21 protein-coding genes and 1 pseudogene are annotated in these 24,515 nt (G+C 71.7%); 11 read left to right on the forward strand and 11 right to left on the reverse strand.

All coding sequences use genetic code 11. The features are described 5' to 3' along the window. Window positions 1-34: 34 nt before the first annotated feature. Window positions 35-1,309 (reverse strand): MFS transporter, encoded by a 1,275-nt coding sequence (locus E6U81_RS18150; RefSeq protein WP_240803884.1) that lies wholly within the window; start codon window positions 1,307-1,309, stop codon window positions 35-37. Window positions 1,310-1,654: 345 nt separating this feature from the next. Here E6U81_RS18150 and E6U81_RS18155 point away from each other — a divergent pair, with 345 nt between their 5' ends. The 7 genes from E6U81_RS18155 (at window position 1,655) to E6U81_RS18190 (ending at window position 10,305) form a co-directional block, all read left to right on the forward strand. Continuing rightward, window positions 1,655-2,671, forward strand: a complete 1,017-nt coding sequence (locus E6U81_RS18155; RefSeq protein WP_136231129.1) for a LacI family DNA-binding transcriptional regulator — start codon at window positions 1,655-1,657, stop codon at window positions 2,669-2,671. 174 nt (window positions 2,672-2,845) lie between these two features. Further along, complete coding sequence (locus E6U81_RS18160) at window positions 2,846-4,045, forward strand: thiolase family protein (RefSeq protein ID WP_136231130.1); 1,200 nt, start codon at window positions 2,846-2,848, stop codon at window positions 4,043-4,045. 155 nt (window positions 4,046-4,200) lie between these two features. After that, entirely contained in the window at window positions 4,201-5,640 is a 1,440-nt protein-coding gene (locus E6U81_RS18165; protein ID WP_136231131.1) for an aldehyde dehydrogenase family protein, read from the forward strand. Window positions 5,641-5,775: 135 nt separating this feature from the next. Continuing rightward, window positions 5,776-6,183: a thioredoxin family protein gene (locus E6U81_RS18170; protein ID WP_136231132.1), complete on the forward strand. Its 408-nt coding sequence runs from the start codon at window positions 5,776-5,778 to the stop codon at window positions 6,181-6,183. A 41-nt stretch (window positions 6,184-6,224) separates the two neighbouring features. After that, window positions 6,225-7,652 carry an NAD(P)/FAD-dependent oxidoreductase gene (locus E6U81_RS18175; protein WP_136231133.1) on the forward strand — a complete coding sequence of 476 codons (1,428 nt, stop codon included), beginning with the start codon at window positions 6,225-6,227 and terminating at the stop codon, window positions 7,650-7,652. Window positions 7,653-7,991: 339 nt separating this feature from the next. Then, a complete protein-coding gene (locus tag E6U81_RS39870) occupies window positions 7,992-8,540 on the forward strand; it encodes a hypothetical protein (RefSeq protein ID WP_168714655.1) in 549 nt (182 codons plus the stop codon). Window positions 8,541-8,595: 55 nt separating this feature from the next. Further along, window positions 8,596-10,305, forward strand: a complete 1,710-nt coding sequence (locus tag E6U81_RS18190; protein ID WP_136231135.1) for a hypothetical protein — start codon at window positions 8,596-8,598, stop codon at window positions 10,303-10,305. Between the two features lie 7 nt (window positions 10,306-10,312). Here E6U81_RS18190 and E6U81_RS18195 read toward each other — a convergent pair whose 3' ends face one another. The 7 genes from E6U81_RS18195 to E6U81_RS18225 form a co-directional block, all read right to left on the reverse strand. Then, window positions 10,313-10,621 carry a DUF2087 domain-containing protein gene (locus E6U81_RS18195; protein WP_136231136.1) on the reverse strand — a complete coding sequence of 103 codons (309 nt, stop codon included), beginning with the start codon at window positions 10,619-10,621 and terminating at the stop codon, window positions 10,313-10,315. A gap of 136 nt (window positions 10,622-10,757) precedes the next feature. Then, a complete protein-coding gene (locus E6U81_RS18200; protein WP_136231137.1) occupies window positions 10,758-11,408 on the reverse strand; it encodes a hypothetical protein in 651 nt (216 codons plus the stop codon). Continuing rightward, window positions 11,405-11,866: a DUF6114 domain-containing protein gene (locus E6U81_RS18205; RefSeq protein WP_240803885.1), complete on the reverse strand. Its 462-nt coding sequence runs from the start codon at window positions 11,864-11,866 to the stop codon at window positions 11,405-11,407. Before E6U81_RS18205 ends, E6U81_RS18200 begins: the two co-directional genes overlap by 4 nt. After that, the gene (locus E6U81_RS18210) at window positions 11,857-12,486 is read right to left on the reverse strand and encodes a DUF6230 family protein (RefSeq protein WP_136231139.1); all 630 of its coding nucleotides are present in this window, start codon (window positions 12,484-12,486) and stop codon (window positions 11,857-11,859) included. Before E6U81_RS18210 ends, E6U81_RS18205 begins: the two co-directional genes overlap by 10 nt. A 107-nt stretch (window positions 12,487-12,593) precedes the next feature. Continuing rightward, window positions 12,594-13,346 carry a MerR family transcriptional regulator gene (locus E6U81_RS18215; RefSeq protein ID WP_240803886.1) on the reverse strand — a complete coding sequence of 251 codons (753 nt, stop codon included), beginning with the start codon at window positions 13,344-13,346 and terminating at the stop codon, window positions 12,594-12,596. A gap of 28 nt (window positions 13,347-13,374) precedes the next feature. Beyond that, window positions 13,375-14,577: a methyltransferase gene (locus E6U81_RS18220; protein ID WP_168714656.1), complete on the reverse strand. Its 1,203-nt coding sequence runs from the start codon at window positions 14,575-14,577 to the stop codon at window positions 13,375-13,377. Between the two features lie 71 nt (window positions 14,578-14,648). Further along, window positions 14,649-14,999, reverse strand: a complete 351-nt coding sequence (locus E6U81_RS18225) for a tetratricopeptide repeat protein (protein WP_136231140.1) — start codon at window positions 14,997-14,999, stop codon at window positions 14,649-14,651. A 105-nt stretch (window positions 15,000-15,104) separates the two neighbouring features. Here E6U81_RS18225 and E6U81_RS18230 point away from each other — a divergent pair, with 105 nt between their 5' ends. The 4 genes and pseudogenes from E6U81_RS18230 to E6U81_RS18245 all read left to right on the forward strand — a co-directional run bounded on the left by E6U81_RS18230 (window position 15,105) and on the right by E6U81_RS18245 (window position 20,546). Then, window positions 15,105-16,070 carry a pirin family protein gene (locus E6U81_RS18230; RefSeq protein ID WP_136231141.1) on the forward strand — a complete coding sequence of 322 codons (966 nt, stop codon included), beginning with the start codon at window positions 15,105-15,107 and terminating at the stop codon, window positions 16,068-16,070. Between the two features lie 946 nt (window positions 16,071-17,016). Beyond that, window positions 17,017-18,633: a right-handed parallel beta-helix repeat-containing protein gene (locus E6U81_RS18235; RefSeq protein ID WP_168714657.1), complete on the forward strand. Its 1,617-nt coding sequence runs from the start codon at window positions 17,017-17,019 to the stop codon at window positions 18,631-18,633. Between the two features lie 140 nt (window positions 18,634-18,773). After that, on the forward strand, window positions 18,774-19,409 hold the full coding sequence (locus E6U81_RS18240) for a TetR family transcriptional regulator (RefSeq protein WP_136231143.1): 636 nt from the start codon (window positions 18,774-18,776) through the stop codon (window positions 19,407-19,409). Between the two features lie 91 nt (window positions 19,410-19,500). Then, window positions 19,501-20,546 (forward strand): annotated as a pseudogene (locus tag E6U81_RS18245) (MFS transporter). A gap of 84 nt (window positions 20,547-20,630) precedes the next feature. On the opposite strand, the gene E6U81_RS18250 reads toward E6U81_RS18245, so the two are convergent. The 3 genes from E6U81_RS18250 to E6U81_RS18260 form a co-directional block, all read right to left on the reverse strand. Then, entirely contained in the window at window positions 20,631-21,860 is a 1,230-nt protein-coding gene (locus tag E6U81_RS18250; protein WP_136231144.1) for an HTTM domain-containing protein, read from the reverse strand. After that, a complete protein-coding gene (locus tag E6U81_RS18255; protein WP_136231145.1) occupies window positions 21,850-22,590 on the reverse strand; it encodes a DUF5819 family protein in 741 nt (246 codons plus the stop codon). The genes E6U81_RS18250 and E6U81_RS18255 overlap by 11 nt, the downstream gene beginning before the upstream one ends. Before the next feature lie 109 nt (window positions 22,591-22,699). Next, the gene (locus E6U81_RS18260; protein ID WP_136231146.1) at window positions 22,700-23,959 is read right to left on the reverse strand and encodes an ice-binding family protein; all 1,260 of its coding nucleotides are present in this window, start codon (window positions 23,957-23,959) and stop codon (window positions 22,700-22,702) included. Window positions 23,960-24,515 lie beyond the last annotated feature (556 nt).

The following is a 24,515-nucleotide window of genomic DNA, read 5'->3' on the forward strand; positions in this document are numbered from 1 at the left end:
ACTGATGCGCGGAGGCTGGCGGCGGGAGCCGGGCTCAGCGCACGCCGCGGATCGGCTTGACGGCCAGCGCTCCGGCCACCGCCAGGACGGCCGCGACGACGAACAGCGCGGTGTAGCCGCCGCTGACCGAGACGACCAGCGAGGCGACGAAGGGCGCGATGATCTGCGGGCCCGCGTTGGCGATGTTGAGCACGCCCATGTCGCGGGCCGCGTCCTCGGCGTTGGGGAGCACCATCGTCACGAGCGCGGTGTCCACCGCCATGTAGCAGCCGAACGCCAGCCCGTTGACCGCGGCGAAGACCAGCATCGCGGCCCAGCTCGTGGAGACCGCCGGGATGACGAGGGCGACGGCCGACAGGAGGGCGGAGGCGCCGACGAACAGCTTGCGGCGGTCGAAACGGTCCGAGAGGTATCCGCCGAGGACGGTGGAGACCACCATCGCCACGCTGGTCAGCGGCATCAGTACCGCCGCCGCCGCCTCGGGCTTCATGCCCCCGGGGAGCGCGGTGTGGTCCTGCAGGATGTAGAGCTGGCAGCCGCTCACCGCGAAGTAGCCGAGGACGAGCAGGGCCCGGCCGATGAAGGCCCACCGGAAGTCGTGGTCCCGCAGCGCGCTCGCGAAGGCGGCGAGCTGCTCCCTGACGGGCAGCGGGGCGCGGGCCGGCAGCCGTTCCTCGCGGCCGCAGGCGGTGAACAGGACGGCGGCGCCCGCCACGAGCGCGCCGAAGACGAGGTAACCGGTGCGGTAGTCCTCCGAGAAGGCCGCCCCGATCAGTGCGCCGAGGGTCGAGCCGAAGGGCAGGCCGAGGCCGACCGCCGCCGACGCCTTGCCGCGGGCGCTCACGGGCACCCGGTCGGGCACCACGGAGGTGATGGCCGCCTGGTACACGTTCATGACGGCCTGTCCGAGGCACCAGGCGATGGTGATCAGCAGGATCGTGTCGGCGAAGCCGAGCAGGAACATCGCCGGTACGGCGGCCAGCCCGCCGCCGAGGATCCAGGGGTTGCGCCGCCCGCTGCGGTCGGACAGGGCGCCGGCGAGGGGGTTGAAGACCGTGGCGAAGATCGCCGAGACGCCCGCTATCAGGCCGAAGTTCGCCACCTTGTCCGCCGGGTCGACATCCTCGACCTGAAGCGCGAGCAGGACCCCGGCCACGCCGATGTACAGCGCGTACATGGCGCTGTTGCCGACGAGAAGCAGGGCGAGGAGGCCCCGCGGCGCGGGACCGGCGGGACCGGCGGACGCGGGGGTGTCGGTGGTGCGGCCGGTTGCGGCGTCGGAGCCGGTGCCGGAGGAGGAAAGGGCCACGGTGCCCTCCTGGGCAGGTGCGAACGGACAGGGGGACGCGAGGAGTTGAGAGGGGCAAGCGGAGCGGGAGGTGGCGCTGCGACGCAAGGGTGTTGTGGCGGGAAGCGGCGCAGGCGGGGTGAGGGGTGCGCGCCGCCCTGTCGCGACGGCGGGGGTGCGACGGAGCGCGACAGGGCGGCGGCACGACGGGGCATGCGCCTCGTGCGGTGACGCATGGGTCGGGGTGCGAGGAGGATGCAACGCGATGGTTACACGTGTCAATGACTCGTGTAATCGCCGTGCTCCACTTGTTTCCGGCCATCCGGCGGACCCGGGGTCCATCCGTTCTGGAAAGATGCCACGGCAATGTCTCAGTCATCGAAGTCGCCGGAGCCGCCGGCCCCCGTTCCCACCAGCGCCGACGTGGCCCGACGCGCGGGCGTGTCGCGCGCGACGGTCTCGTACGTGCTGAACAACGCCCAGGCCGTCCGGATCAGCGAGCCCACCCGGCGCAGGGTCCGCGAGGCGGCCGAGGAGCTCGGGTACGTCCCGCACGCCGCCGCCCGCAGCCTGCGCGCCGGGCACACCCGGATCGTGCTCCTGCCCACCCCGCACGTGCCGATCGGGCCGCTCTACAGCACCTTCCTCAACGAGCTCCAGTGGGCACTGCGCCGGCTCGACTACACCGTCGTGCAGTACGGGAGCCTCGGCCTCGGCGGGGACGAGGCCGTCCGGGCCTGGGCGGAACTGCGTCCGGTGGCGGTCATATCCCTCGGCGAGACCATGCTCTCCGCCCGCAACGTCGCCGCGCTCAAGCGGGCCGGCGCCCGCGCCGTGATCACGATGGGCCCGGTCGGCGTGCCCGGGGCGCACGCGCTGGTCATGGACCAGCAGGAGGTCGGCGCCCGGGCCGCCGCGCACCTGGTCGAGCGGGGCCGCCCGCGGATCGGCGTGATCGTCCCGCGGGAGGAGGGGCTGGAGCTGTTCTCCGCGCCCCGGCTGGCGGGGGCCCGCAGTGTGGCGGGCGCGGAGGTCGAGGCCCTGCCGATGGCGTACACGGAGGAGTCCGCCGCGGAGCTCGCCGCCCGGTGGCGCGGGCTGCGGCTGGACGCGGTGTTCGCCTACAACGACGAGTACGCGATGCTGCTGATGCGGGCCCTGCAGGACGAGGGGCTGCGCGTCCCCGAGGAGGTGGCCGTGATCGGCGCCGACGACCTGCTCATCGGACGGCTGCTGCGGCCCCGGCTGAGCACGGTGCGGATCGAGATGCCGACCGGCGACCACTCGGCGTCGCTCGTGGACCAGGCCGTGCGCGAGCCGTCGGAGGCCACGGAGCGGCACGACCTCATGGCCGCCGAGGCCGTCCACCGGGAGTCGACCTGACGCGGCCGGGCCGGCGGCGCCGGGCGGGCCCGACCGGGGGTGGCCGTTGACAGGCGGTGACCTGCGGACGGAGACTGCGGGCGCGCCCCACCGGGCGTGCCCGGCGGCGTGCCCCGGTGCCGACACCGGCACCGATGCGCCGGCGCCCGTACGGATCCGCCCAGGAGAGACCCCATGAGCATCCGCACCGTCCGCGACGTCTACGTCGTCGACGCCGTCCGCACCCCGATCGGCAAGTTCGGCGGCGCCCTCGCCGGGGTCCGCCCGGACGACCTGGCCGCGCACGTGGTGCGCGCGCTGGTGGACCGTACGCCCGATCTCGATCCGGCCCGTATCGACGACGTCGTCTTCGGCGACGCCAACGGCGCGGGCGAAGACAACCGCGACGTGGCCCGCATGGCGGTCCTGCTGGCCGGCCTGCCCGTCACCGTCCCCGGTGTCACCGTCAACCGGCTGTGCGGATCCGGCCTGGAGGCCGTGATCCAGGCCGCCCGCGCCATCGCGCTCGGCGACGCCTCCGTGGCCATCGCGGGCGGCGTCGAATCGATGAGCCGCGCCCCCTGGGTGGTCCAGAAGCCCGAACGGGCCTTCCCCGCCGGACACCAGCAGATGTGGTCCACCACGCTGGGCTGGCGGATGACGAACCCGCGGATGCCCGCCGAGTGGACCGGCTCGCTCGGCGAGGGCGCCGAGCTGATCGCCGACAAGTACGCCGTCACCCGCGAGGCGCAGGACGCCTTCGCGCTGGAGAGCCACCGCAAGGCCGCGGCCGCCTGGGCCGCCGGCCTGTACGACGGCGAGGTCGTGCCCTACGAGGGCGTGGACCTGGCGCGGGACGAGTGCATCCGCGAGGGCTCCACGCCCGAAGCGCTGGCCAAGCTCAAGCCCGCCTTCCGGACGGACGGCCGGGGCACGGTCACGGCCGGCAACGCCTCCCCGCTCAACGACGGTGCGGCCGCCCTGCTGCTGACCGACGAGGCGGGCCTGGCCGCCACCGGCCGGGAGCCCCTCGCCCGGATCAGCGTCTCCGCCGTCACCGGAATCGAGCCCCAGCTGTTCGGCCTCGGCCCGGTCGACGCCGTGCAGCGCGCCCTCGGCAAGGCAGGCCGCGGCTTCGGCGACCTCTCCGTCCTCGAACTCAACGAGGCCTTCGCGGCGCAGGCGCTGGGCTGCCTGGCCGCCTGGCCGGAGCTGGACCCGGCTGTGGTCAACCCGCGCGGGGGCGCCATCGCGATCGGCCACCCGCTGGGCGCCTCGGGTGCCCGGCTGGCCGGCTCGGTCGCGCACCAGCTGGCCGCGGTGGGCTCCGGCACGGGCATGGCGGCGCTGTGCATCGGCGTCGGCCAGGGCATCGCGCTCGTCCTGGAGCGCTGACCCCCACCACCAGGGCGTCGATCGTTTCCGGTCAGCTCTCGTTCTCAACTGCCCAATAACTGAACAGAAGTGGCGCCTCCGGTCTGGCACGATGGCGCGTGCTGCCGCCCCCCTCGTCCGGCATCCCGCCCATCCCCACCCGGAGGCCCCGCGCCATGCCGCTCCTCGACCCGACGCTCTGGCAGGACGGACCCACACTCACGGGCGGTGGCGCCCCGGTCGTCGAACCCGCGACCGGACGCACCCTCGCCACCCTCGACCTCGCCGCACCCGCCGACGTGGCGGAGGCCGCCGTACGCGCCCGGGCGGCGCAGCGCGACTGGGCGCACACCACCCACCCGCAGCGGGCGGCCGTGCTGCGCCGCGCCGGGGACCTCTTCACCGCCCACGCCGACGAGCTGCGGCAGTGGCTGGTGCGCGAGTCCGGGTCGATCCCCGGCAAGGCCGACTTCGAGCTCCACGTCGCCGCGCAGGAGTGCTACGAGGCCGCGGCACTGGCCTCGCGCCCGACCGGCCAGGTGCTGCCCAGCGAGGCCCCCCGGCTGTCCTTCACCCGCCGGGTCCCGGCCGGCGTGGTCGGGGTCGTGGCCCCCTTCAACGCCCCGCTGATCCTGGCTATCCGCTCGGTTGCGCCGGCGCTGGCCCTCGGCAACGCGGTGCTCCTCAAGCCGGACCGGCGCACGGCCGTCTGCGGCGGGCTCGCGCTCGCCGCGGTCCTTGCCGCCGCGGGACTCCCGGACGGGCTGCTGCACGTCCTGCCCGGCGGCGCCGGGACGGGCGCCGCGGTGGTCGCCGACCCGCGGGTGCGGGTGGTGTCCTTCACCGGTTCCACCGCTGTCGGCCGGACCGTCGGCGAGCTGGCGGGGCGTCATCTCAAGCGCACGCACCTTGAGTTGGGCGGAAACTCCGCTCTCGTCGTGCTCCGCGACGCCGATGTCGAGGCCGCCGTCGCCCAGGCCACCTGGGGGTCCTTCTTCCACCAGGGCCAGATCTGCATGACGGCCGGCCGCCACCTCGTGCACGCCTCGCTGTACGACGAGTACGTCGAGCGGCTCGCCGCGCGCGCCGAGGAACTGGCCGTGGGGGACCCGTACCGCGAGCCGGTCCACCTGGGCCCGCTGATCGACCGCGCCCAGCTGGAGCGTGTGCACGCCCTGGTCGAGGCCAGCGCCGCGGCGGGGGCCAAGCTCGTCGCGGGCGGCACGTACCGGGGCCTCTTCTACCGCCCGACCGTCCTGGCGGGCGTGGCCGACGACACCCCCGCCTACGCCGAGGAGGTCTTCGGGCCGGTCGCGCCCGTACGGTCCTTCGCGACGGAGGACGAGGCGGTGGAACTGGCCTCCGCCGGACCGTACGGGCTGTCCCTCGGGATCGTGACCCGCGACGCGGGGCGCGGCCTCGACCTGGCCGAGCGGATCCCGACCGGGATCGCGCACGTCAACGACCAGACGGTGGGCGACGAGGCCGTCGCGCCGTTCGGCGGTGTCGGCGCCTCCGGCACCGGCGCCCGCTTCGGCGGCGAGGCGAACCTGGACGCCTTCACGGAACTGCGCTGGACCACGGCCCGCACCACCCCCGCGGGCCACCCCTTCTAGGCCGTCTCTTTCGGGAACGCCCGCGGCGGGGGTCGGGCCGGTCCGCGGTTTCGGCACGTTCGGCCGATGCGAGGAATGCCGGAGGCGGGTCGTTCGTTCAACCTGCAGACGGCTCTATCAGGAGGTCTGGGCACCGTGGCTACAGTCGAGCTCACCAAGGAAAACTTCGACCAGACGGTCAGCGAGAACCCGTTCGTGCTGATCGACTTCTGGGCGGGCTGGTGCCGGCCGTGCCTGCAGTTCGCACCGGTCTACGAGAGGGCCTCGGAGGCCCACCCCGACCTGGTCTTCGCCAAGGTGGACACCGAGGCACAGCAGGAGCTGGCCGGGGCCTTCCAGATCACCTCGATCCCGACCCTGATGATCGTCCGGGACCAGGTGGCCATCTTCGCCCAGCCCGGCGCCCTGCCCGAGGCGGCGCTGACCGACCTCATCGGGCAGGCCCGCGCCCTCGACATGGACGAGGTGCGCGCGAAGATCGCCGCCTCCCAGCCGGGCGCGCAGGACTCCGGCGCCGAGGGGTCCGCCGCGCCGGAGGCATGAGTGCGTGACGCGGCCACCGATCAGCGGTGAGACTGGCCCGCATGACTGAAGCCGTGGAGTACGACGTCGTGGTGCTCGGCGGGGGCCCGGTCGGCGAGAACATCGTCGACCGGACCCGCGCCGCCGGGCTGAGCACTGCCCTCGTGGAGAGCGAACTGGTCGGCGGGGAGTGCTCGTACTGGGCCTGCGTCCCGAGCAAGGCGCTGCTGCGCCCGGTACTGGCGCGGGCCGACGCCCGTCGGGTACCGGGCTTGGCGGGGGCCGTCGAGGGCCCCCTGGACACCGCGGCGGTCTACGCGCACCGCGACTACTGGACCGGCGACTGGAAGGACCAGGGCCAGATCGACTGGCTCGAATCGATCGGCGCCGACGTCCACCGCGGCCACGGCCGCCTCGTCGGGGTCCGCAAGGTGTCCGTCACCGGCCCGGACGGCGAGCAGCACGTGCTGTCGGCCCGGCACGCGGTGGTCGTCGCGACCGGGACCCGGGCACTGGTCCCCGACCTCCCGGGAATCGCCGGAGCCCGCCCCTGGACCAGCCGGGAGGCGACGTCCGCGCGGCAGGCCCCCGGCCGGCTGGTCATCGTGGGCGGCTCCGTGGTGGCGTCCGAGATGGCCACCGCCTGGCAGGGGCTCGGATCGCAGGTGACGGTCCTCGTACGCGGCTCCCGCCTGCTGCCCCGGATGGAGCCCTTCGCGGGGGAGCTCGTCGCCGACGCCCTGCGCGAGGCCGGGGCGGTGGTCCGCACGGACGTGGCCGTCGAGGCGGTCGAACGGGACGGCTCCACCGGGCCCGTCCGCGTGGTGCTGGAGGGCGGGGAGGTCGTCGAGGGCGACGAACTGCTGATGGCGACGGGCCGTGCGCCGCGGACCGAGGACATCGGGCTCGACACCGTCGGGCTGGCGCCAGGCGGCTGGATCGGGGTCGACGAGACCTGTCGGGTGCCCGGCTTCGACTGGCTGTACGCCGTCGGGGACGTCAACCACCGGGCCCTCCTCACCCATCAGGGCAAGTACCAGGCGCGCATCGCGGGCGCCGCGATCGTCGCCCGCGCGGCGGGCACCCCGCTGGACACCGCCGCCTGGGGCGCCCACACGGCCACCGCCGACACCCGCGCCCTCCCGCAGGCCGTCTTCACCGACCCGGAGGCCGCCTCGGTGGGCCTGACCCTGGCCGAGGCCGAACAGGCGGGCCACCGGGTGCGCGCCGTCGACTACGACCTGGGCAGGGTCTCCGGTGCCGGGCTGTACGCCGACGGCTACCGAGGCCGGGCCCGGATGATCGTCGACCTGGACCGGGAGGTCCTGCTGGGGGCCACCTTCGTCGGACCGGGCGCCGCCGAGCTGGTGCACGCGGCGACCATCGCGGTGGCCGGGGAGGTCCCGATCGCCCGCCTGTGGCACGCGGTACCGGCCTTTCCGACGGTCAGCGAGATCTGGCTGCGCCTGCTGGAGACCTATCGCGGCTAGTGCCGTGCCGTGCCGGGCGCCGCGACACGGTGAACCTTTCCGGTCACAGCACGAGGTCGGCCTCGTCCCGGCGATGTCCGCGTACCGCGCCCCGGAGTGTCCGGGGCGCGGTTTTCGGTCTGGCGAGCCGGTCCGTGCCCGGGCCCTGTTCGCCGGGCTCCGGTGGTGCCGGCAGCGCACCGCCCGCAGCAGGGCGCCATCGGGACGGCCCTTCGGGCCTGCACGTGACCCGTTCCGACGGGCCGTCACGTGGCGTGAACCAGCCGTACACGCTTGATCGAGATTAGGTTAGCCTTACCTCAATTCCGCTGATTCCCGCACCCGAAAGGTGTTTCCGCGATGCGTGCTGCCTCCGCCGACTCCCTGCCCCGAATCGCCGCCCGCGCGGCCGTCGCCGCCTCCGCCGCCGTCGCGCTCGCCGTCGGCGCGGCCGGTTCCGCCTCGGCCGCCACCTCGACGCGCACGGTCACCGACGGCTCGGCCACCTACAACCTCAGCGTCACGGCGCCCTCTTCCGCCGCCGCGACCGGGCAGAACGTCACGGTCACCGGCAGCGGATTCAACACCGGCAAGGGCATATACGTAGGACTCTGCGCGGTGGACGGAGCCCAGGGCGCGACCAAGCCCACCCCCTGTCTGGGCGGTTCGGACCAGTCCGGCACCACCGGTGCCTCGCACTGGATCAACAACGTCTTGGGCGGCACGCTCGCCAACACCTCCAAGTACGGACCGGGCGGCAGCTTCAGCGTCACCATCCACGTCAAGGCCGACCTGGGCGGCGGCCAGATCTGCGGCGAGACGGTCGAGTGCGCCGTCGTCACGCGCGCCGACCACTTCAACTCCTCGAACCGCAAGTACGACGTCCACGTCCCGGTGACCTTCAACTAACGGGATCCAGCAACCCGTTCCGCCGTACCCCGGTCCGCCCGTCGACGAGGAAGCCATGACACCCCGACACCCCCTCACCCCCGGCCGCGCCGGCACCGCCTCCGCGGCGCTCGCGCTCGTGCTCGCCTCGGCCGCCGCCGGCAGCCCCGTCTCGGCGGCCGGGGGCGAGGGAGGCGACGTGCCGCAGGGCACCGTCGTGTACCGGACGACCGCGCAGTTCACCACCGCTGGCAGGGCCCGCGACCTGCTCCTGCACCCCGACTCGAAGAAGCTGTACGTCGGTTCGGACGATCTGCCCGAGACCACGGAGGCCAACGAGAGCGGTCTGCACGTCCTGGAACCCGCCGACGGCAAGGTCCGCAGCACCGTCAGCCAGGCTCCGGGACCCACGGGCACGCTCGGCCGGCGGGCCGTGCGGCAGCTCGTCGCGCCCCTGCCCGGCGACGGGGCCGTCTTCGTCTACCCGCTGCGGGGCATCGGCACGGCCAAGGACGGGGACGCCGCCGCGGCCGGGGCATGGGTGCCGGGCGGGCCCGTCACCGACGCCGCCCCGGGGCCCAGCGCCTCGACGGTGCTGGTGGCGCAGGGCTCCGTACTGTCGGAGGTCGACATCGCCACCGCGGCCGTCAGGCGCTCCCTCACCCTGGAGGGCGGTGAGCGGTTCGCCCACGACCGGACGCGCGGCGCGGTGTGGTTCACGGACTTCGGCAACCGCCGGATGCACCGCGTGGACCTCGCCTCCTTCACCGTCGCCGCGACCGTCGAACTCCCGGCGGGGGAAAGCCTCGCAGGCTTCACCGAGGTCGATCCCGAGACCGGCGCCGTGTGGGTCGGACTGGACACCTCCGTCGTCGTCCACGACGCGGCCGGCAGGCCGATCGGCACCGTCAGGGGCGGCGCCGGGTCGGACATGCCCCGCGCGGCCGGGTTCGACGCCGCCACGCACGAGGCCTTCGTGGTGTGGCAGGACACGGGGGACACCTCACAGCCGGGGAGCGACGGCGACGGGGCGCTCACCGTCCACCGCACCCGGGACCTCAAGGAGGCCGCAGGGCCCGTCGTACTCCCGGGGAACCACGCCCAGTTGGGCGGCGCGGCCGTCGCCGTCCAGCCCGGCGGCGCCGCCGTCTTCGTGTCGGACCCCGCCGCCGGCCGGATCACCCGGCTGGAGCGCTCCACGTCACCCGGGATCACCCGCAGCCCCGAGGACCGGACCGTCGCTGCGGGGGCCGAGGTCGCCCTGACCGCGCAGGCCGAGGGGACCCCGGCGCCCACCGTCGCCTGGCAGTTCAGCACGGACGCGGGCCGGACCTGGCAGGCCGTACCGGGTGCGGCCTCCGCCACGTACTCCTTCACGGCCGCGGCGGCCGACAACGGCCGCCGCTACCGGGCCGAGTTCGCCAACGCCGCGGGCGTGAGCCGTACCTCCCCGGCCACGCTCACCGTCACCGCCGCGGACCCCGCGACGGGTGGTGGCGGTACCCCGCCCACGACCGGCGGCGCGACCGGGGGCACGGCGGGCGGCTCCGGCGGCTCGGCGGTTTCGGCCGGCACGGACGGTTCCGCGGCCACCGCCGGCGGCGCGGGCGGTTCGGTCGGAGGGGCATCCGGCACCACGGTCGGCGGTACGGGCACCACCCCCGCCGGGGGTGCGCTCGCCTCCACCGGGACGGCCGTGGCCTCCCTCGCCGGCGGCGCGCTCGGGCTCACGGCGGCCGGCTGGCTGCTGGTGCGCCGCACCCGCCCGCGCCGCACCACCGGCTGACGTTCCCCTACAGGGCGGTCGCGGACCGCCGGTAGCTGCGGCCGTCGCGGGTCCGCGTGAGCAGGCCCGAGGTGATCAGGTAGCGCCGCAGCGCAGAGCAGTCCTCGTGCACGGTGCGCAGCGCCTCGTTCACCTCGGGCTCCGTGTAGGTCCGTTCCGCCGAGAAGAGGGTCTCGGTCAGGTGGACGAGCAGCTGATCCCGGCGGGCCGCCTTGCGCGGGATCGCGGTCAGGCGGCCGCCCGAGAAGAGGTCGGAGACGTCCCGGCGGGCCGGGCGCGCGGCGGACTGCTGCGGGGGTTCGGTGCTCTGTGGCATGACGTCGACCCTCTCGCGGCCCGCACGGTCCGGCAACGCAATTTTCCCGCCCGGGATGCGCCGGGCGGCAGTCGGACCCGTCCCGCCCCCGGACGTCGCGGGGCCGGACGGGCCTGGCTTCGTACGGCCGGCCGGATCAGGGGCCGACGGTGATGTCCTGCGCGGGGTCGGTGAGGTCGGAGACCTTGTAGACCGCGTTGAAGACGGACGCTGTCGCGCTCGTCGGGCAGCCGAACCCGCCGGTGACCTTGACCGGTACGGAAGCGTTGGTGAAGGTCAGGCTCGACGGACTGCCGTTGGCCCAGGTGCCGGGGACGTTCGCCGGAGCCGTGGGCGCCGTGGTGACCGTACAGGAGGCGAGGCCGGTCGTCTTGAGGACCAGCCCGCCGGTCGGAACGGTCATGGTGGCGGTGATCGGCGAGCCGTCCTGCATGGAGACCGCCCACGCTCCGCTGGTGGTGACCGTCGGGGTCACCCCCGGCATGCTGGAGGTGCAGGAGCTGTACGTCGGCGGCGAGATCGGCGAGGACACGGCCCCGGCCGGGTTGGTGTTGCCGGGGGCGGCCGGCACCGTTCCGGTGGAGACGGAGACCGTGCAGGTCACCGTCACCGAACCGGCCTTGAGGGTGGCCTTTCCGCTCAGGACTGCCTTGAAGTCGTGGCCGGCCGGGGTGACGGTGGTCGATCCGGCCACGGGCGCGGGAGCGGCGGAGGCGGTGACCGAGGCGAGCGCTATGGCTCCGGCGGCGGCCGTCCCGAGGGCGAGCGCGGTGCGCGTGCGGCTCATGGCTGTGCTCCTTGGGGATCGGAGTGCGGGGTGGGGGGAGGGGGCGTGGCCCGGGGCGGGTCCGGGTCCGGTTCCGCGGCCGGCGCCGCGCCCCCGGCGTGTCGGGCGGCGTACGGCTGCCAGGCGAACATCAGGCCGCCGCCGAGGATGCCGAGGAGGGTGCCGATCAGGAACCCGCCCAGGTTCGACAGGACCAGCGCGGCGGTGGCGATCAGGGTGGTGAGGACACCCGCGAGAGCGCGCTGGGGCGGTGAGAACCAGGCGGTGAGGCCGAGCACGACCATCACGATGCCCATCAGGACGGACGGGATCCCCGCCACGCCCTGCTGGAGCATCACCTTCAGCGGCGCCAGCGGGAGGACGCAGATCCACGCCCCGGCCAGGATCGCGAACAGCCCGCCCCAGAAGGGCCTGCTGCGCCGCCACCGGCGCCACCGCTGACGGCGGCTCAGAAGCATTCCTTCTTGCCCTTGCTGACGTTCATGCTGAGGCCGGAGAGCTTGAAGGTGCCGGCGTTCGTCGCCCACGCCGTCTGTTGGAGATTGCTGATGCGGACCGTGTCGGCCTGCTGGGCGAAGAGGTCCTGCATGCCCTGCGCGTCGGCCGGCCCCTTGTCGAGGGTGGAGGCGTCACGCCCGATCTCGATGTTGCTGAAGACGGCGTCGCCGGAGAGCTGGGTCGCGTCGACGAAGAGGTTGCTCGCCTCCACCGGGGTCTTCTTGCCCGCGGTGAGGTTGAGCGAGATGTCCCCGATCACCGGGAGCGTGGTGACCACGGATTGGCAGAGGTTGTGGAGCCTGGCCTCCCGGATGGCGGTGACGGCCACCGGGATGAGCTCCTCGCGGGCGTTGACGTCGACGCCGCCGTACTGGGCGAATCCCTCGCCCTCCAGGCTGCTCGCCGACACCTTGAACTGCTGTCCCGACACGGCGAACGAGGCGGCCAGCGCGCCTTGGGCGAGGGCGATGCCGAGGCCCGCGGTCACCGCGACGGCGGGGACGGTCAGGACGGCGAACCGACGCCAGCGGACGCGGCCGGATTCGCTGTGATCGTCGGGTAAATGGGGGGAACCGGTCATGGAAGCGTCCCTTATTTCGGCTGTGCACCGTTGTTACCGACGAGTTGAATGTAAGAGTGCCAATGGTGGTTGGCAAGGTTGTGCGAGCGCACCCTTTGAGCCGACTCCTACTGCTCCGTACGCAGCAGTTCGGCGACTTCCGCGTCCACCCGCCGGGCCATCGCCCGAGCGAACTCCGTGGCCACGACCTCACCGGCCACCGGCCGCAGGGCCGTCACCGCCGCCGTGATGTGCTGCAGCTGGGTGGCCGAAAGCAGCTCCAGCCCCTCCGCGCCGATCACATGCCGCCGGAACAGTCCGACGAACCGGTCCGCGAGCGCGGCCGCCTGCGCCTGTACGAACTCCCCGGCGTCCAGGATCTCCGTCAGCGGCACCCCCTGCCGCACCAGAGCCAGCGTCGCCTCCAGCAGCCGCCGGCTCGGGTAGGTGACCAGGTCCCCGTCGACCGTGACGTAGCCGAGCTCCGCGGCCCGCCGGGTGTCCTCGGCGGTGGCCGTCGGGCCGAACAGCTCGCGCAGCTCGGCCCGGGTCATCGTCACCGGCTCCTCCTGCACCCAGTCGCGGGTCATCTCCCGCTCCAGGCCCAGCAGTTGCGACAGCCCGCCGCCCTCTTCCCACGCGTTCAGCAGCTCCGCGATGCCGTTGACCGTGTAGCCGCGCCCCAGCAGGTCGCTGATCAGGCGCAGCCGGGTCAGGTGGTCGTCGGAGTACCAGGCGATGCGGCCCTCCCGGCGCGGCGGTGGCAGCAGCCCGCGCTCCTGGTAGTAGCGCAGGTTGCGCACCTTGACGCCGGCCGCCCGGGCCACGTCCTCCCGCCGGTAGCGCCCGCCACCGCTTACGTCCTCCACCTGGCTGCTCACGCGCCAGAGTGTAGGACGTACCGGCAGGTCACATAGGGCGCGTGCTGCGCGGACGATCCTGCTTGACCGCCCGCAGGACCACGAACTTCGGCTCGCTCGCGACGACTTCGCTGTTGCCGAAGAGCCGGCGCAGGTGGGTGTGGTAGCCCATGTGCCGGTTGGCGACGACCCACAGCTCGCCGTGCGGCCGCAGCGCCTTGCGCGACTGGGCGAACATGCGCAGCGCCGTCGCGTCCGTCGTCGCCTGGTGGGAGTGGAAGGGCGGGTTGCACAGGATCAGGTCGACTGAGCCCGGATCCAGCATGGCGACGCCGTCGCCCACGAGGAAGTCGGCCCGCTCGCGCTCACGGTGCACGTTGGCGCGGAACGTGGCCTTCGCCGAGGCGACGGCCTGGTACGACTCGTCGGTGAACACGATCTCGGCGCGCGGGTCCGCGACGGCGACGGCGGTGCCGACGATGCCGTTGCCGCAGCCGAGGTCCACGACCCGGGCGCCGTTGGTGTTGGTCGGGATGCTCTGCAGGAAGAAGCGCGTGCCGACGTCGAGCCGGTCCGCGCAGAAGATGCCTGCGTGGTTGACGGCCGTCAGCCCGGCGCCCGAGCCCGCCTCCTGGTCCAGCTTGTACGTCACCGGCCACGGGTCGTCGCCCCGCGTCGCGGTGGCGCCGGGCGTGCAGAAGATCAGCCGGGCCTTCTTCTCGGCGAGCGAGGTCCTGGTCGGGCCGAGGATCTTCTCGAAGAGGTTCAGCGTGGAGGTGTGGATCTCCTTGACCATGCCCGTGCCCACGACGACGGTGCCCGCGTGCACGTGCGGCGCCAGCCGGTACAGCTGGTCCTCCAGCAGCGCCAGGCTCTTGGGCACCCGTACGAGGAGTACGTCGATCCGCTCGGGCGGCGGGTCCTGCGTGGTCAGGAGCCGCACCGTGGACTTGGCGGTGCCGATCCCGGCCCGGTCCAGGTTCGCCGCGGTGCTCGCCCGGGAGAGGTAGGAATCGGTGATCTGTGTCGGGTGGAACGCGGCCAGTGCCGTTGTCAGCGCTCCCCAGCGGTCACCGAGGACGGTGATCTGCCCGGCGCCGGCCAGGTCCACCGGACCGCGTTCCCCCGTACCGGAGTCGAGGTGGCGCAGCAGGTACTCGTCGGCGGCATCCCAGGCGCGGAGCCGGTCGCGCGGGTCCTCGGGGAAGCGGGTGAGCTCGTAGGAGCCGAAAGGCGTGGTCAGACGGTTCATCGTGTCCCCAGGCTAACCGAGGCGGCCGCCCGGCCCCGCACGCACGGGGCCGGGGCCGTCCGTGTGCCCCGCTACTCGGGGAACTCACCGGCCATCGCGGCGGCCATCCGCAGGTACGGGCGGGCCTCCTCCGGCCTGCCCAGGCGCTCCAGGGTGCGACCGAGCATGAGCTGGGCGTAGTCCTCCACGGGCCAGCGCTCCAGCACGGCGCGCAGCTCGCGCTCGGCGCGGGAGAGCTGGGCGGAGTGGTAGTAGGCGCGGGCCAGCAGCAGCCGCGGCGCCAGCTGCTCGGCCGCCTCGCCCGCCAGCGGCTCCAGGATGCGGGCGGCCGTCGCGTACTCCCGCGCCTCGAAGAAGAGCTGGGCGCGCGCCCAGCGCTCGGCTGCCGTCCCGTGCTCGTAGTACTCCGTCGGCGCGTTCATCGCGTCCCTTCCGCCGTTCAGGTGGTTCGTCCGCTGCCTCCAACACGCTTGGCAGCCGGAACATTCCACTCAACACGGCCGCCCCCACGGGGCTAGGTTGTGCCCATGAGCAATCTCGATCGCCAGCCCGCTCTCTCCGCCTGCGGCGGCCGCGGCTTCGTCGTGGCCGAACCGGTGCGCGAGCTCCTCAGCCCGCGCACGGTCAAGCTCGGGGAGTCCACCGAGGTCCGCCGACTCCTGCCGAACCTGGGCCGCCGCATGGTGGGCGCCTGGTGCTTCGTGGACCACTACGGTCCGGACGACATCGCCGACGAGCCCGGCATGCAGGTCGCGCCGCATCCGCACTCCGGACTCCAGACGGTCAGCTGGCTCCACGAGGGCGAGGTGCTGCACCGCGACAGCGTCGGCAGCCTGGAGACGATCCGCCCGCGCGAGCTGGGCCTGATGACCTCGGGCCGCGGCATCAGCCACTCCGAGGAGAGCCCGCGCCCGCACGCGCGCTTCCTGCACGGCGCGCAGCTGTGGGTGGCCCTGCCGGACGCCCACCGCAACGTCGAACCGCACTTCCAGCACCATGCGGACCTGCCGACGGTCACGGCCCCGGGCCTGACGGCGACGGTCATCCTCGGCACCCTGGACACGTCGACCTCGCCCGGCACCGCGTACACACCGATCGTGGGCGCGGACCTGGCCCTGGCGGCGGGCACCGAGACCCGGCTCCCGCTCGACCCGGACTTCGAGTACGCGGTCCTGTCGATGTCCGGCGAAGCCCACGTCGACGGCGTCCCGGTCCTCCCGGGCTCGATGCTCTACCTCGGCTGCGGCCGCACGGAACTCCCCCTGCGCGCGGCCTCGGACGCGGGCCTGATGCTCCTGGGCGGCGAACCGTTCGAGGAGGAGATCGTGATGTTCTGGAACTGGATCGGACGCTCCAACGAGGAGATCGTACAGGCCCGCAAGGACTGGATGGAGGGCACCCGCTACGGCGAAGTGAAGGGCTACGACGGCCCCCCGATCCCCGCGCCGCAGCTCCCGCCGGTGCCCCTGAAAGCACGCGGCCGGGTGCGCTGACCTGCACTTTCCTGAAGCAGGCCGCCCGGCCGAGATCAGCCCAGGAGAGGCCGCATCCCACGCGGAGATCATCCCGACGAGGCGAGCGGCGGGAGGCTCCGCGCGACCCTCTCCGGGCCCTCGACGTCTCCCAGGTGTGACCAGCTGGGGTCAGCTTTGCCAGGACCAAATGCTGACCCAATGCTGACTTTGGTGACAGTTCGTCAGCTCTGTTGGCGTCCTGCTGCTGGGTCGCAGTGGCAATCGAGACCTGAGGCTGCTCGGTGTAACGCTCTGTAGCAAGGAGTGGACCTGGCCGCGCCGCAGAAATCAGCCAGCGACGCTCGCAACAGGCGGGCGCCTGCGCCATCCGAACGAAGAATCGACGCGCGGCAGTCCGTCGTAGGCGCGAGTACGACGCCCCCGAACCCGCGAGCGAGTACTGGCCAGCATGGGTACAGGGCGCGGATGTCGAGGTTGTAAGACGGGCGGGGATCCCGTCAAGACGGCCTCTCGGCGGACGGATGGCCGTAGCAGGAACACGCTCGCCGGTGGGATCGGCCGTCGCTGCAGTGTGCGCATCAACTTCTGCCCCATCAATGAGCGTTGACGGCCTCCAGCCCATCCCGAATTCCGAGCCGCCCTTGCTGTGACCCGTGGGCAGGCCGGTCACCCTGCGGTCCTCCGCAGCGTCAGTTGGGCGCGGCGCTGGAATGACGTACCGTCAGAACGTTTACATCTAGTCCGGGGTTGCGTTCAATTTTCCAGTCTGGAACTGTCACTCGAGTAACTCACCCCCCTCACAGCGGACTTCGGAGCGCAACGCCCCCGGGCTTCACTGCCCGGCGCCTTGCCTCGGCGCGGCGATATGGACGAAGTGCCTCCCTTTGCGTGCTCTCTGCTCGCGGCTACGGCCCACGGAGGGCGCCAGCCGCTTCATCAGGACAAACTGGGAGACCAGGCAACAGTGAAACGCACGAGCACCCTCGCCCTGACCGCAGCACTGCTCGCTTCATCCGCCCCGCTCGGCCTCGCCACCATGGGAGCCGGTACGGCGCACGCCGCATCCCGCACGTACTTCGTCAGTCCCAGCGGCAACGACAGCAACTCGGGCACGTCCACCCAAGCTCCCTTCCGGACCCTCCAGAAGGCCGCGGACAGCGTCGAGCCGGGTGACACCGTCTCGATCATGAACGGCACGTACTCCGAGCGTTCTGCGGGGTCGAGCGTGCTGACCATCAAGCGCTCCGGCCTTCCCGGAGCCCCCATTACCTTCACCGCTCATCCCGGCCACCATCCGGTGATCCACCCGGTGAAGGCGTGGAACGGCATCGGCGTCTCCGGCGCCTCCTACATCTCCATCAAAAACCTAGAGGTCAAGGGCAACAACGGGGCCCTCACTCTGGCCGGAGCTGAACGGGAATCGAAGAAGGGCGACCCCACCTACAACACCAACTGCATCTCCCTGGAACGGGACCGGTCCACGGGTGCGCTGTCGCACCACGTCGAGGTGACCGGCAACGAGGTGCACGGTTGCGCCGGCGGCGGCATATCGGCCATCGACTCCGACCACGTGACCATCTCCGGCAACCACGTGCATGGGAACTCCTGGTACGCGGTGTACGGAACAAGCGGCATCTCCGTCCTCACCCCGCGCGACGTGGGGGGCGGCGACGCCGGTACGTACAAGATCCGCATCACCGGCAACCGCGTCCACGACAACGAGACCAAGATCAAATGGGAGAAGTGCGGCTGCTACTCCGACGGCAACGGCATCATCATCGACACCCTCAAGGGCGACGCCGATCACCCCGCCTACAACGGACGCGTACTGGTCGCCAACAACCTCTCCTACGACAACGGCGGCTCCGGCATCCACTCCTACAAGAGCCAGCACGTCGACATCGTCCACAACACGGCCTACGGGAACGGGCGCAGCACCCGCATGGAGAGCTACGCCAACATTTTCGCGCATGACAGTGCCGATGTGCGGCTGCTCAACAACATCGCGTACGGCCGGCCGGGGCAAGCGACGAACAGCAAGTCCCGCAATGTGGACGTCACCTACGACTACAACGTCTACTTCGGCGGTAAGGCCCCCGAGGTCCAGGGCCCGAACGACGTCATCGCCGATCCGAAGTTCGCCAAGGCGGGCACCGGGACGGACGCGGACTTCCGGCTGAGCGAGGGCTCCCCGGCCGCCGGCTCTGGTACACCGTTCGCCGCCGTCACCACCGACTTCACCGGAGCCCGCCGAGCCGTTGGCACGCCCGACCGGGGCGCCTACGGTTTCGGCGCCAAGAGCGGCGACGTCCCGGGAAGTGCCTCCGACGCCTCCTCCCCCGGTCGGCAAGAGGACACCCCCGCCGGGAGCGGCCAGTCCGCCGGAAGTGACGCCGCCACCTCACCGGGCGGGCAAGCCGGCGACGGCACCGATGGCGTCTCTGGGCTGGAGCCGCACAGCGGAAGCGGTCCGCTCGCAGAGACAGGCGGCTCCAACCCGGCGCTGCCGCTCGGCATCGCGGCGGTGGTACTCGCCCTCGGCGGCGGGCTCCTCTCTGTGGCGCGGCGCAAGCGCTCCTGATTCCTGCGGATCACTTGGGGCGCCAGGACGTGGTGCCGGCCCCGCCGCCTCTCCAAGGGTCGGCTCCACCGCGCCCGCCGGACCCGCACTCACGAGCCGGGTTCGCCGAACGGGCTTCGGCCCCTGGCAGACTGGCCACTATGGCGGCGGCAAGGCACCGGATCGAACTGGCGGCACTCACAGGTAATCCTGTACCCGACCCCCCGCGCGTTGCCTGGCGCAAACAGATGAGGCAGCGCGTATTGGACGCCGCTCGCGACCTCACGTGCGAAGCCGGCTGGGACCAGGTCAGCCTCTTGGCCGTCGCTGCCCGCGCCGAAGTGTCGCGCCCGTCGGTGTACAAGGAGTTCGGCAACCGTGCCGGGCTGGGCCGTGCGCTGGTAGTCCGTGAAACCCAGCAGTTTCTGGCGGGTGTGGCCGATGCCCTCTATCCCGGCGTGCCCGATTCCCATGCCTGCCTCCAGGCGGCCATCCTGTATGTACTTCAGGAGGCCGACAACCAGCCCCTCATAAGGGCCGTCATCACAGCCGCCCGAAAGGGCTCCGACAGCCTCCTGCCTTACCTCACCGCCCGAGCGGACCCGATCTTCGATGCCGGTCAAACCCTCGTCCAGGGCTGGCTGGCCACGCGATACCCACATCAGCACACAGAGTCCGTGCAGATGGCCGCGGACGTCATCGTCCGCATGACCATCAGCCATCTCATCCTGCCGACCGACGAACAACACCTCACCGCACAAAGACTGGCGACTGCAGCCCTGAAGCTGCTGCAGTAAGCAGAGGAGACCGGTGGCGGGTGCTGCGCGGCTCCGGCCACCCTCACCATCGGCGTCGCTCCCACTCCCGCTTCCTCCGGCGGCTGTTGAGGTGAGCGACCTTCAAAGCGGCGTGGCCGCGACCGGGGCGGGAGCCCGGTCGCGGCCACGTGCCGTCCTGCCCGCCCTCTGCCTCACCCAGATCACCAGCTGGGGCATCGTCTATTACGCCTTCATCGTCCTCAACCCGGCCATCACCGCCGACACCGGTTGGAGCGCGGGCGCAACCACCGCGGCGTTCTCCGCCGCCCTCGTCGTCTCCGCCGCAGCCGGGGTCTACCTCGGCCGCGTCCTGGACCAACGTGGCCGCCGCACCGTCATGACCGCCGCTCCGCCCTGGGGTCGCTGAGCCTGCTGGTGATAGCCGCGGCCCCCACCTGGCCGTCTTCTTCGCCGGACGGCTGCTCGCCGGAGCGGCGATGGCCGCCGTCCTACCAGCCCGCCTTCGCCGCCCTCACCCGCTGGTGGGCCCCCGACCACATCCGCGCGCTCACGATCGTCACCCTTGCCGGCGGACTCGCCTCCACCGTCTTCGCCCCCCTGACCGCGATCCTCGCCGACCACATGTCCTGGCGCGCCACCTACGCAGTGCTCGCCGGCGTCCTCGCCTCCCTGACCGTCCCGGCCCACGCGATCGCACGGAGAGCCCCGCGGCCGCCGGCCCCGCCGAGCCCGCCGCACGTCACCTGCGGACACGAACAGGTTGTGCGCAGCCGGGCGTTCTGAATGCTGGCCGTCACCTTCACCCTCTCCGCGTTCGCCATGTACGCCGTCGTCATCGGCCTCGTCCCCCTCCTCCTCGAACGTGGCCACACCACCACGCAGGCCGCATGGGCCCTCGGTCTCGGCGGCGCCGGCCAGACGCTCGGCCGTACCCTGTACGCGGTGCGCGCTCGTCACCTCGGCGGCACCGCCCGCACCATCACCCGGATCGCACTCGGCGCCCTCACCACCGCCGCCCGCGCCCCCTTCGCCGGCGCAGTCCTGGCCGGCCCCATCGGCGGATAGCCCGCCCTGTTCGCACTGCTCGCCGTCCTCTCGGCCGCAGCCGCTGTCACAGCCTTCGGGACTCGACCGGGCAACCGCCCGGGCGGATGACCTGCAGCGTTGCTCGGCGCTGGGCACCGCGGCAGGCGCGACACCCGCCGAGGTGCTGCTCGCACGGCCACGGTCAAGGGCTGATCAGGGTGTTGCGGGGCCGGACGCGAGCCCGCCGGCGGGCGCGGTGTCCCGCTGCCCTCCCGGAGCGGCTCGATCCGTGGAGCCGGCTTCGCCGGGCCGGCCCTGCGGAGGTACGGATGCGGATCCCGCCGCGCGGCCGGGTTCCGGCCGCCACACCCCGGTGCGCCGTGTTGCGCGCCGCCACAGGCGGGGCAGGAAGGCGTAGAAGCGATCGGGAAGGAACACGGCGTCCGCGACGATCATCGCGCCGGAGAAGAGGGGCAGTCCCAGGAGCACGGCGATGCCGATGTGCATGCCCAGCAGCACGGTCAGAACGGGGTACTTGAGCTTGCCGAAGAGTACGAACGGGAAGGCGACCTGCAAGAGCACCGTCACGTAGCCGGCGATCGCGATCACCATCGGGTACGCGTCCACGAGGTGGGAGAGCGCCGGCCAGGGCTGGAACAGTTCGAGGTTCAGCGCGTAGTGGAGAGCGGTGCCGCCGCCCCAGGTCGGTCCCTGGATCTTGTACAGGCCGGCCGATCCGTAGAGGAAGCAGACCTGCGCCGCGATGACGAGGATGCCGCAGTTGTGGACCACCGTGGTCAAGGTGGCACGGGCATCGAGGAGTTGTTGTACGGCGAGGCCTCTCACCGGCTCCGGCGCGTCGCCCGCGCGGGTTGCCCTGAGCCGGTTCCGGCGTGCGTCCAGGGACCAGCGCCGACCGCACGCGGTGAGGACGAGGTAGAGGGCCATCAGCAGGATCAGGTTGTCGCCCCCGTCCGTCATGAAGATAGATCTGGCATGGAAGGAGGTCACCACGACGGCGAAGAGGACGGACATGACCCGGGTCCGCCAGCCCAGCATGAACAGTGTGGAAGTGACGAGGGCCAGCACGTAGCAGAGTTCGAAGTAGGCACGACTGTCGGACAGGAGCAGGACGCTGTTCCAGCCCGTCTGGTCGAAGAGCTGCTGTGACAGCGCCGGTGTCCAGGGGGAGCCGGGGCCCCAGATGTCGTCGCGGTGCGGGAACTCGCGCAGCAGGAAGACCAGGTAGAGCAGCCCGTATCCGATGCGCAGAACCGATGCGGCGTACAGGGAGAACGGCCGGTCGGTGAGAAGCGACCACAGAGCACCGATCCGGTCGAGGAGCCACTGATGGGCCGTACCGGCGACCGAAGCCTCCTGGGCCGCGGGCCGGTGTTGCGTGGCTGCCGCGGAGGGGGGCCGGGAGATCTGTTCACTTCCCATTCGAGGTCACCTTCCACCAGGGCAGGAGCCGGTCCTCGGTGGGCGCCGGCGAGCGGTTCCCGGCCGGTGTGCCGGGCGCAGCGACGGGCAGTGTGACGACCCGGAGCTGAATGAAGTCGAAGGTGCGGCCGTCGTTGTGGGCGGCGACGCGGTCCGCAGCGATGTTGCGCAGGTACGTCTGCAGCATCACGGCCCGTTCCGAGCGTGCCGTGTCGCTTCCTCCGTGTGTCTCGACATAAGAGGTCCAGGCGCGGCGCAGAAGGTTCTGGGACGTGTGACTCGGAAATGCGTTGTGGTCGACCGCGGAATGGTCCACGGCAGCCAGGTCGAACCAGGGGGTCACCTGCACCGATCCTTTGGAGTCGGTGTGTGCGGTTCGCGCCAGGATTTTCCTGTTGAAGGAATCGGGGTCCGGGGCGAAGAGCCGCCAATTCTGCTCGAAGAGGGGGTACACCCAGCCGTTGACCTGCGAGCTGTAGCGCTTCGACACAGGGTTGGAGGGGGCAACGTGAAGGAACACCAGGACGACGTGGACCAGAGTCGTCACCAGGCAGAGGGCTACGGCGGTGCCCAGTCCCGCCTTCACTGCGCGGATTCTCATGGGCGGCTTGCCCGGCATGGCCGCTTCATCATGACGCTGTTGGGGGACCGGACCGGAATCGGACTGATGAAGTTCCTTCACGCCCGCAGATTCAATTCTGCTCGACACCGCCCACCCGGTCTTTCTCATGTCTGCTGTTCGCCTGAGGTCTTTGGGACTCACCGACGGCGCGCGGCGGATCGATGAGGATTCCGCCGCGCGCCGTCATCCGATGAGCGGGCTTCGTGCAGCCTGCCGTCTAGCCCTCGTGGCCTTCGTGACCCTCGTGGCCCGCGGGCTTGTTGCCGTAGCCGTAGTGGTCGCCGGGCTTCCCGTCGTGGCCGTGGCCGTGATCCGGCTTACCGGGTCCCTCTTCGTGCTCATGGCCCGGCCCGCCGTGCTCCGGACCGTGGTGCTCCACCCCGTGGTGGTCCGGTCCGCCCGGTCCGCCCGGTCCGCCGTGGTCCGGGCCGCCGGGCAGACCGCCGTGCCCGCCGGTGACGTTGCCCCCGGTGATGGTTCCGCCGGTCGTGTTGCCGCCGGTGGTGTTGCCGCCGGTGCTGTTCCCGGCGGTGTTGCCCGAAGTGTTCCCGGAGGTGTTGCCGGCGACGTTCCCCGAGGTGCCGCCTGACACGAGGTCGACGATGGGTCCGCCCAGGAGGCCGCCACCGATCAGACCCACAGTCGTACCGGTCGTCGATCCGGCGGTCGGCGTTCCGGTGGTACCGGTCGTCGTGCCGGTGGTCGTACCGGTGGTCGTGCCGGTGGTCGTACCGCCGGTGGCGCACCCGCCGAGGAAGATCCGGTTGGTGTCGAGCGTCACGGCACCGTTACGTGCCAATGCTCGGCCTTCGATGTTCGTCCCCGTGGTCACGCTGATCGAGGTCAGAGCCATGATGGTGCCGACAAAGGTGGAGTTCGTGCCGAGGGTCGCCGAACTCCCGATCTGCCAGTACACGTTGCACGCGGAAGCACCGTTGGTGAGGAGCACACGGCTGTTGGAGGCAGTCGTCAGGGCTTCTGGGATCTGGAACACCCAGACGGCGTTGGGGTTTCCCCCCGCGTCCAGGATCAGGTCGCCGGTGAGTCCGACACCGGCGGTAGCCGTGTGAACGCCCGGAAGCAGCGTCTGGCCGGCGCCGATTCCCGCCGCGAGCGCGAAGTCCGTGGCCTGTCCCGCAGCGTTGTTGTAAGCCTGGACCAGGTCGGACTTGGCTTGGAGCGCCACGGCGTCCGCAGCGTGCACGGCGCCGAGCACCAGGCCGGGGGGGAATCCCGAGATGGCAGGGTTCGGGTGCGTCCCGAGGTCGTGACTGATCACGGAGGGGCCGGTGTTGGTGACGCCCTGACCTGCCAGAACGGAAAAGCTGGCGGCCGTGGCCAGTGGTACGGGTGTCGCGATGGCCAGGGCCTGCGTGGGCAATGCGGCGACCATCACAGCGGCAACCGTTCCGGCGACGGCCGAGGCCAGCCAGCCGGACATGGTGCGGCGCTGAGCCGCTTGGAATTTCAGCTTCATCGAGGGGGGCCACTTCCTATGGGGGCCGTGGCATACCGGGCTCCTAACCGATCGCCCGGGAAGCCTTGTCGTGTCGCCGCATATTACGCAGCAACATTCACGTGACAAAAGCAGGCAAGGGTAAGGAGGGGGAATTACAAACATATTCCGCATCGCGAGGCGCGATGAAAATATCAAAACTCACCGCGCGTATCATGTGATATCACCCCTGCCGGATGGGGTCGGATTGACTCGTACGGGGCGGAACCGCTCATATGGACATGCGTTAAAACCGGCCGGACGGGAGAAGTGCCGCCAGGAGGGTGATTTCACCAGGCGCGTGGAGGGCGGGCGCGCCGATCGAGTTTTCCGTAAATCCATATGGCGTTGAGCGGGAGAATTCGAGCCCACTTTCTTGCGGGAGCTCGAACACCGGCCTTGTCGAATTGGTGAGCGATGTCCGCCCTGTCGAATCGAGTGGCAGTGCATCCGCCGGTGGCTTCCGGCCGCTTCCGCACAGGACCGCATCCGGAGTGCGACGTCCGTTGTGCGATGCGAAGACCGTCTTTGTCGATAA

Source organism: Streptomyces sp. A0592, from assembly GCF_004795115.1.
Classification (GTDB): domain Bacteria; phylum Actinomycetota; class Actinomycetes; order Streptomycetales; family Streptomycetaceae; genus Streptomyces; species Streptomyces erythrochromogenes.

What these genes read in the sequence shown, in the direction of transcription:
- E6U81_RS18155 (WP_136231129.1), top strand. Translation starts at nt 1,655, where the DNA reads ATGTCTCAGTCATCGAAGTCGCCGGAGCCGCCGGCCCCCGTTCCCACC.
- E6U81_RS18160 (WP_136231130.1), top strand. Translation starts at nt 2,846, where the DNA reads ATGAGCATCCGCACCGTCCGCGACGTCTACGTCGTCGACGCCGTCCGC.
- E6U81_RS18165 (WP_136231131.1), top strand. Translation starts at nt 4,201, where the DNA reads ATGCCGCTCCTCGACCCGACGCTCTGGCAGGACGGACCCACACTCACG.
- E6U81_RS18175 (WP_136231133.1), top strand. Translation starts at nt 6,225, where the DNA reads ATGACTGAAGCCGTGGAGTACGACGTCGTGGTGCTCGGCGGGGGCCCG.
- E6U81_RS39870 (WP_168714655.1), top strand. Translation starts at nt 7,992, where the DNA reads ATGCGTGCTGCCTCCGCCGACTCCCTGCCCCGAATCGCCGCCCGCGCG.
- E6U81_RS18190 (WP_136231135.1), top strand. Translation starts at nt 8,596, where the DNA reads ATGACACCCCGACACCCCCTCACCCCCGGCCGCGCCGGCACCGCCTCC.
- E6U81_RS18195 (WP_136231136.1), bottom strand. Translation starts at nt 10,621, where the DNA reads ATGCCACAGAGCACCGAACCCCCGCAGCAGTCCGCCGCGCGCCCGGCC.
- E6U81_RS18200 (WP_136231137.1), bottom strand. Translation starts at nt 11,408, where the DNA reads ATGAGCCGCACGCGCACCGCGCTCGCCCTCGGGACGGCCGCCGCCGGA.
- E6U81_RS18205 (WP_240803885.1), bottom strand. Translation starts at nt 11,866, where the DNA reads ATGCTTCTGAGCCGCCGTCAGCGGTGGCGCCGGTGGCGGCGCAGCAGG.
- E6U81_RS18210 (WP_136231139.1), bottom strand. Translation starts at nt 12,486, where the DNA reads ATGACCGGTTCCCCCCATTTACCCGACGATCACAGCGAATCCGGCCGC.
- E6U81_RS18220 (WP_168714656.1), bottom strand. Translation starts at nt 14,577, where the DNA reads ATGAACCGTCTGACCACGCCTTTCGGCTCCTACGAGCTCACCCGCTTC.
- E6U81_RS18225 (WP_136231140.1), bottom strand. Translation starts at nt 14,999, where the DNA reads ATGAACGCGCCGACGGAGTACTACGAGCACGGGACGGCAGCCGAGCGC.
- E6U81_RS18230 (WP_136231141.1), top strand. Translation starts at nt 15,105, where the DNA reads ATGAGCAATCTCGATCGCCAGCCCGCTCTCTCCGCCTGCGGCGGCCGC.
- E6U81_RS18240 (WP_136231143.1), top strand. Translation starts at nt 18,774, where the DNA reads ATGGCGGCGGCAAGGCACCGGATCGAACTGGCGGCACTCACAGGTAAT.
- E6U81_RS18250 (WP_136231144.1), bottom strand. Translation starts at nt 21,860, where the DNA reads ATGGGAAGTGAACAGATCTCCCGGCCCCCCTCCGCGGCAGCCACGCAA.
- E6U81_RS18255 (WP_136231145.1), bottom strand. Translation starts at nt 22,590, where the DNA reads ATGAGAAAGACCGGGTGGGCGGTGTCGAGCAGAATTGAATCTGCGGGC.
- E6U81_RS18260 (WP_136231146.1), bottom strand. Translation starts at nt 23,959, where the DNA reads ATGAAGCTGAAATTCCAAGCGGCTCAGCGCCGCACCATGTCCGGCTGG.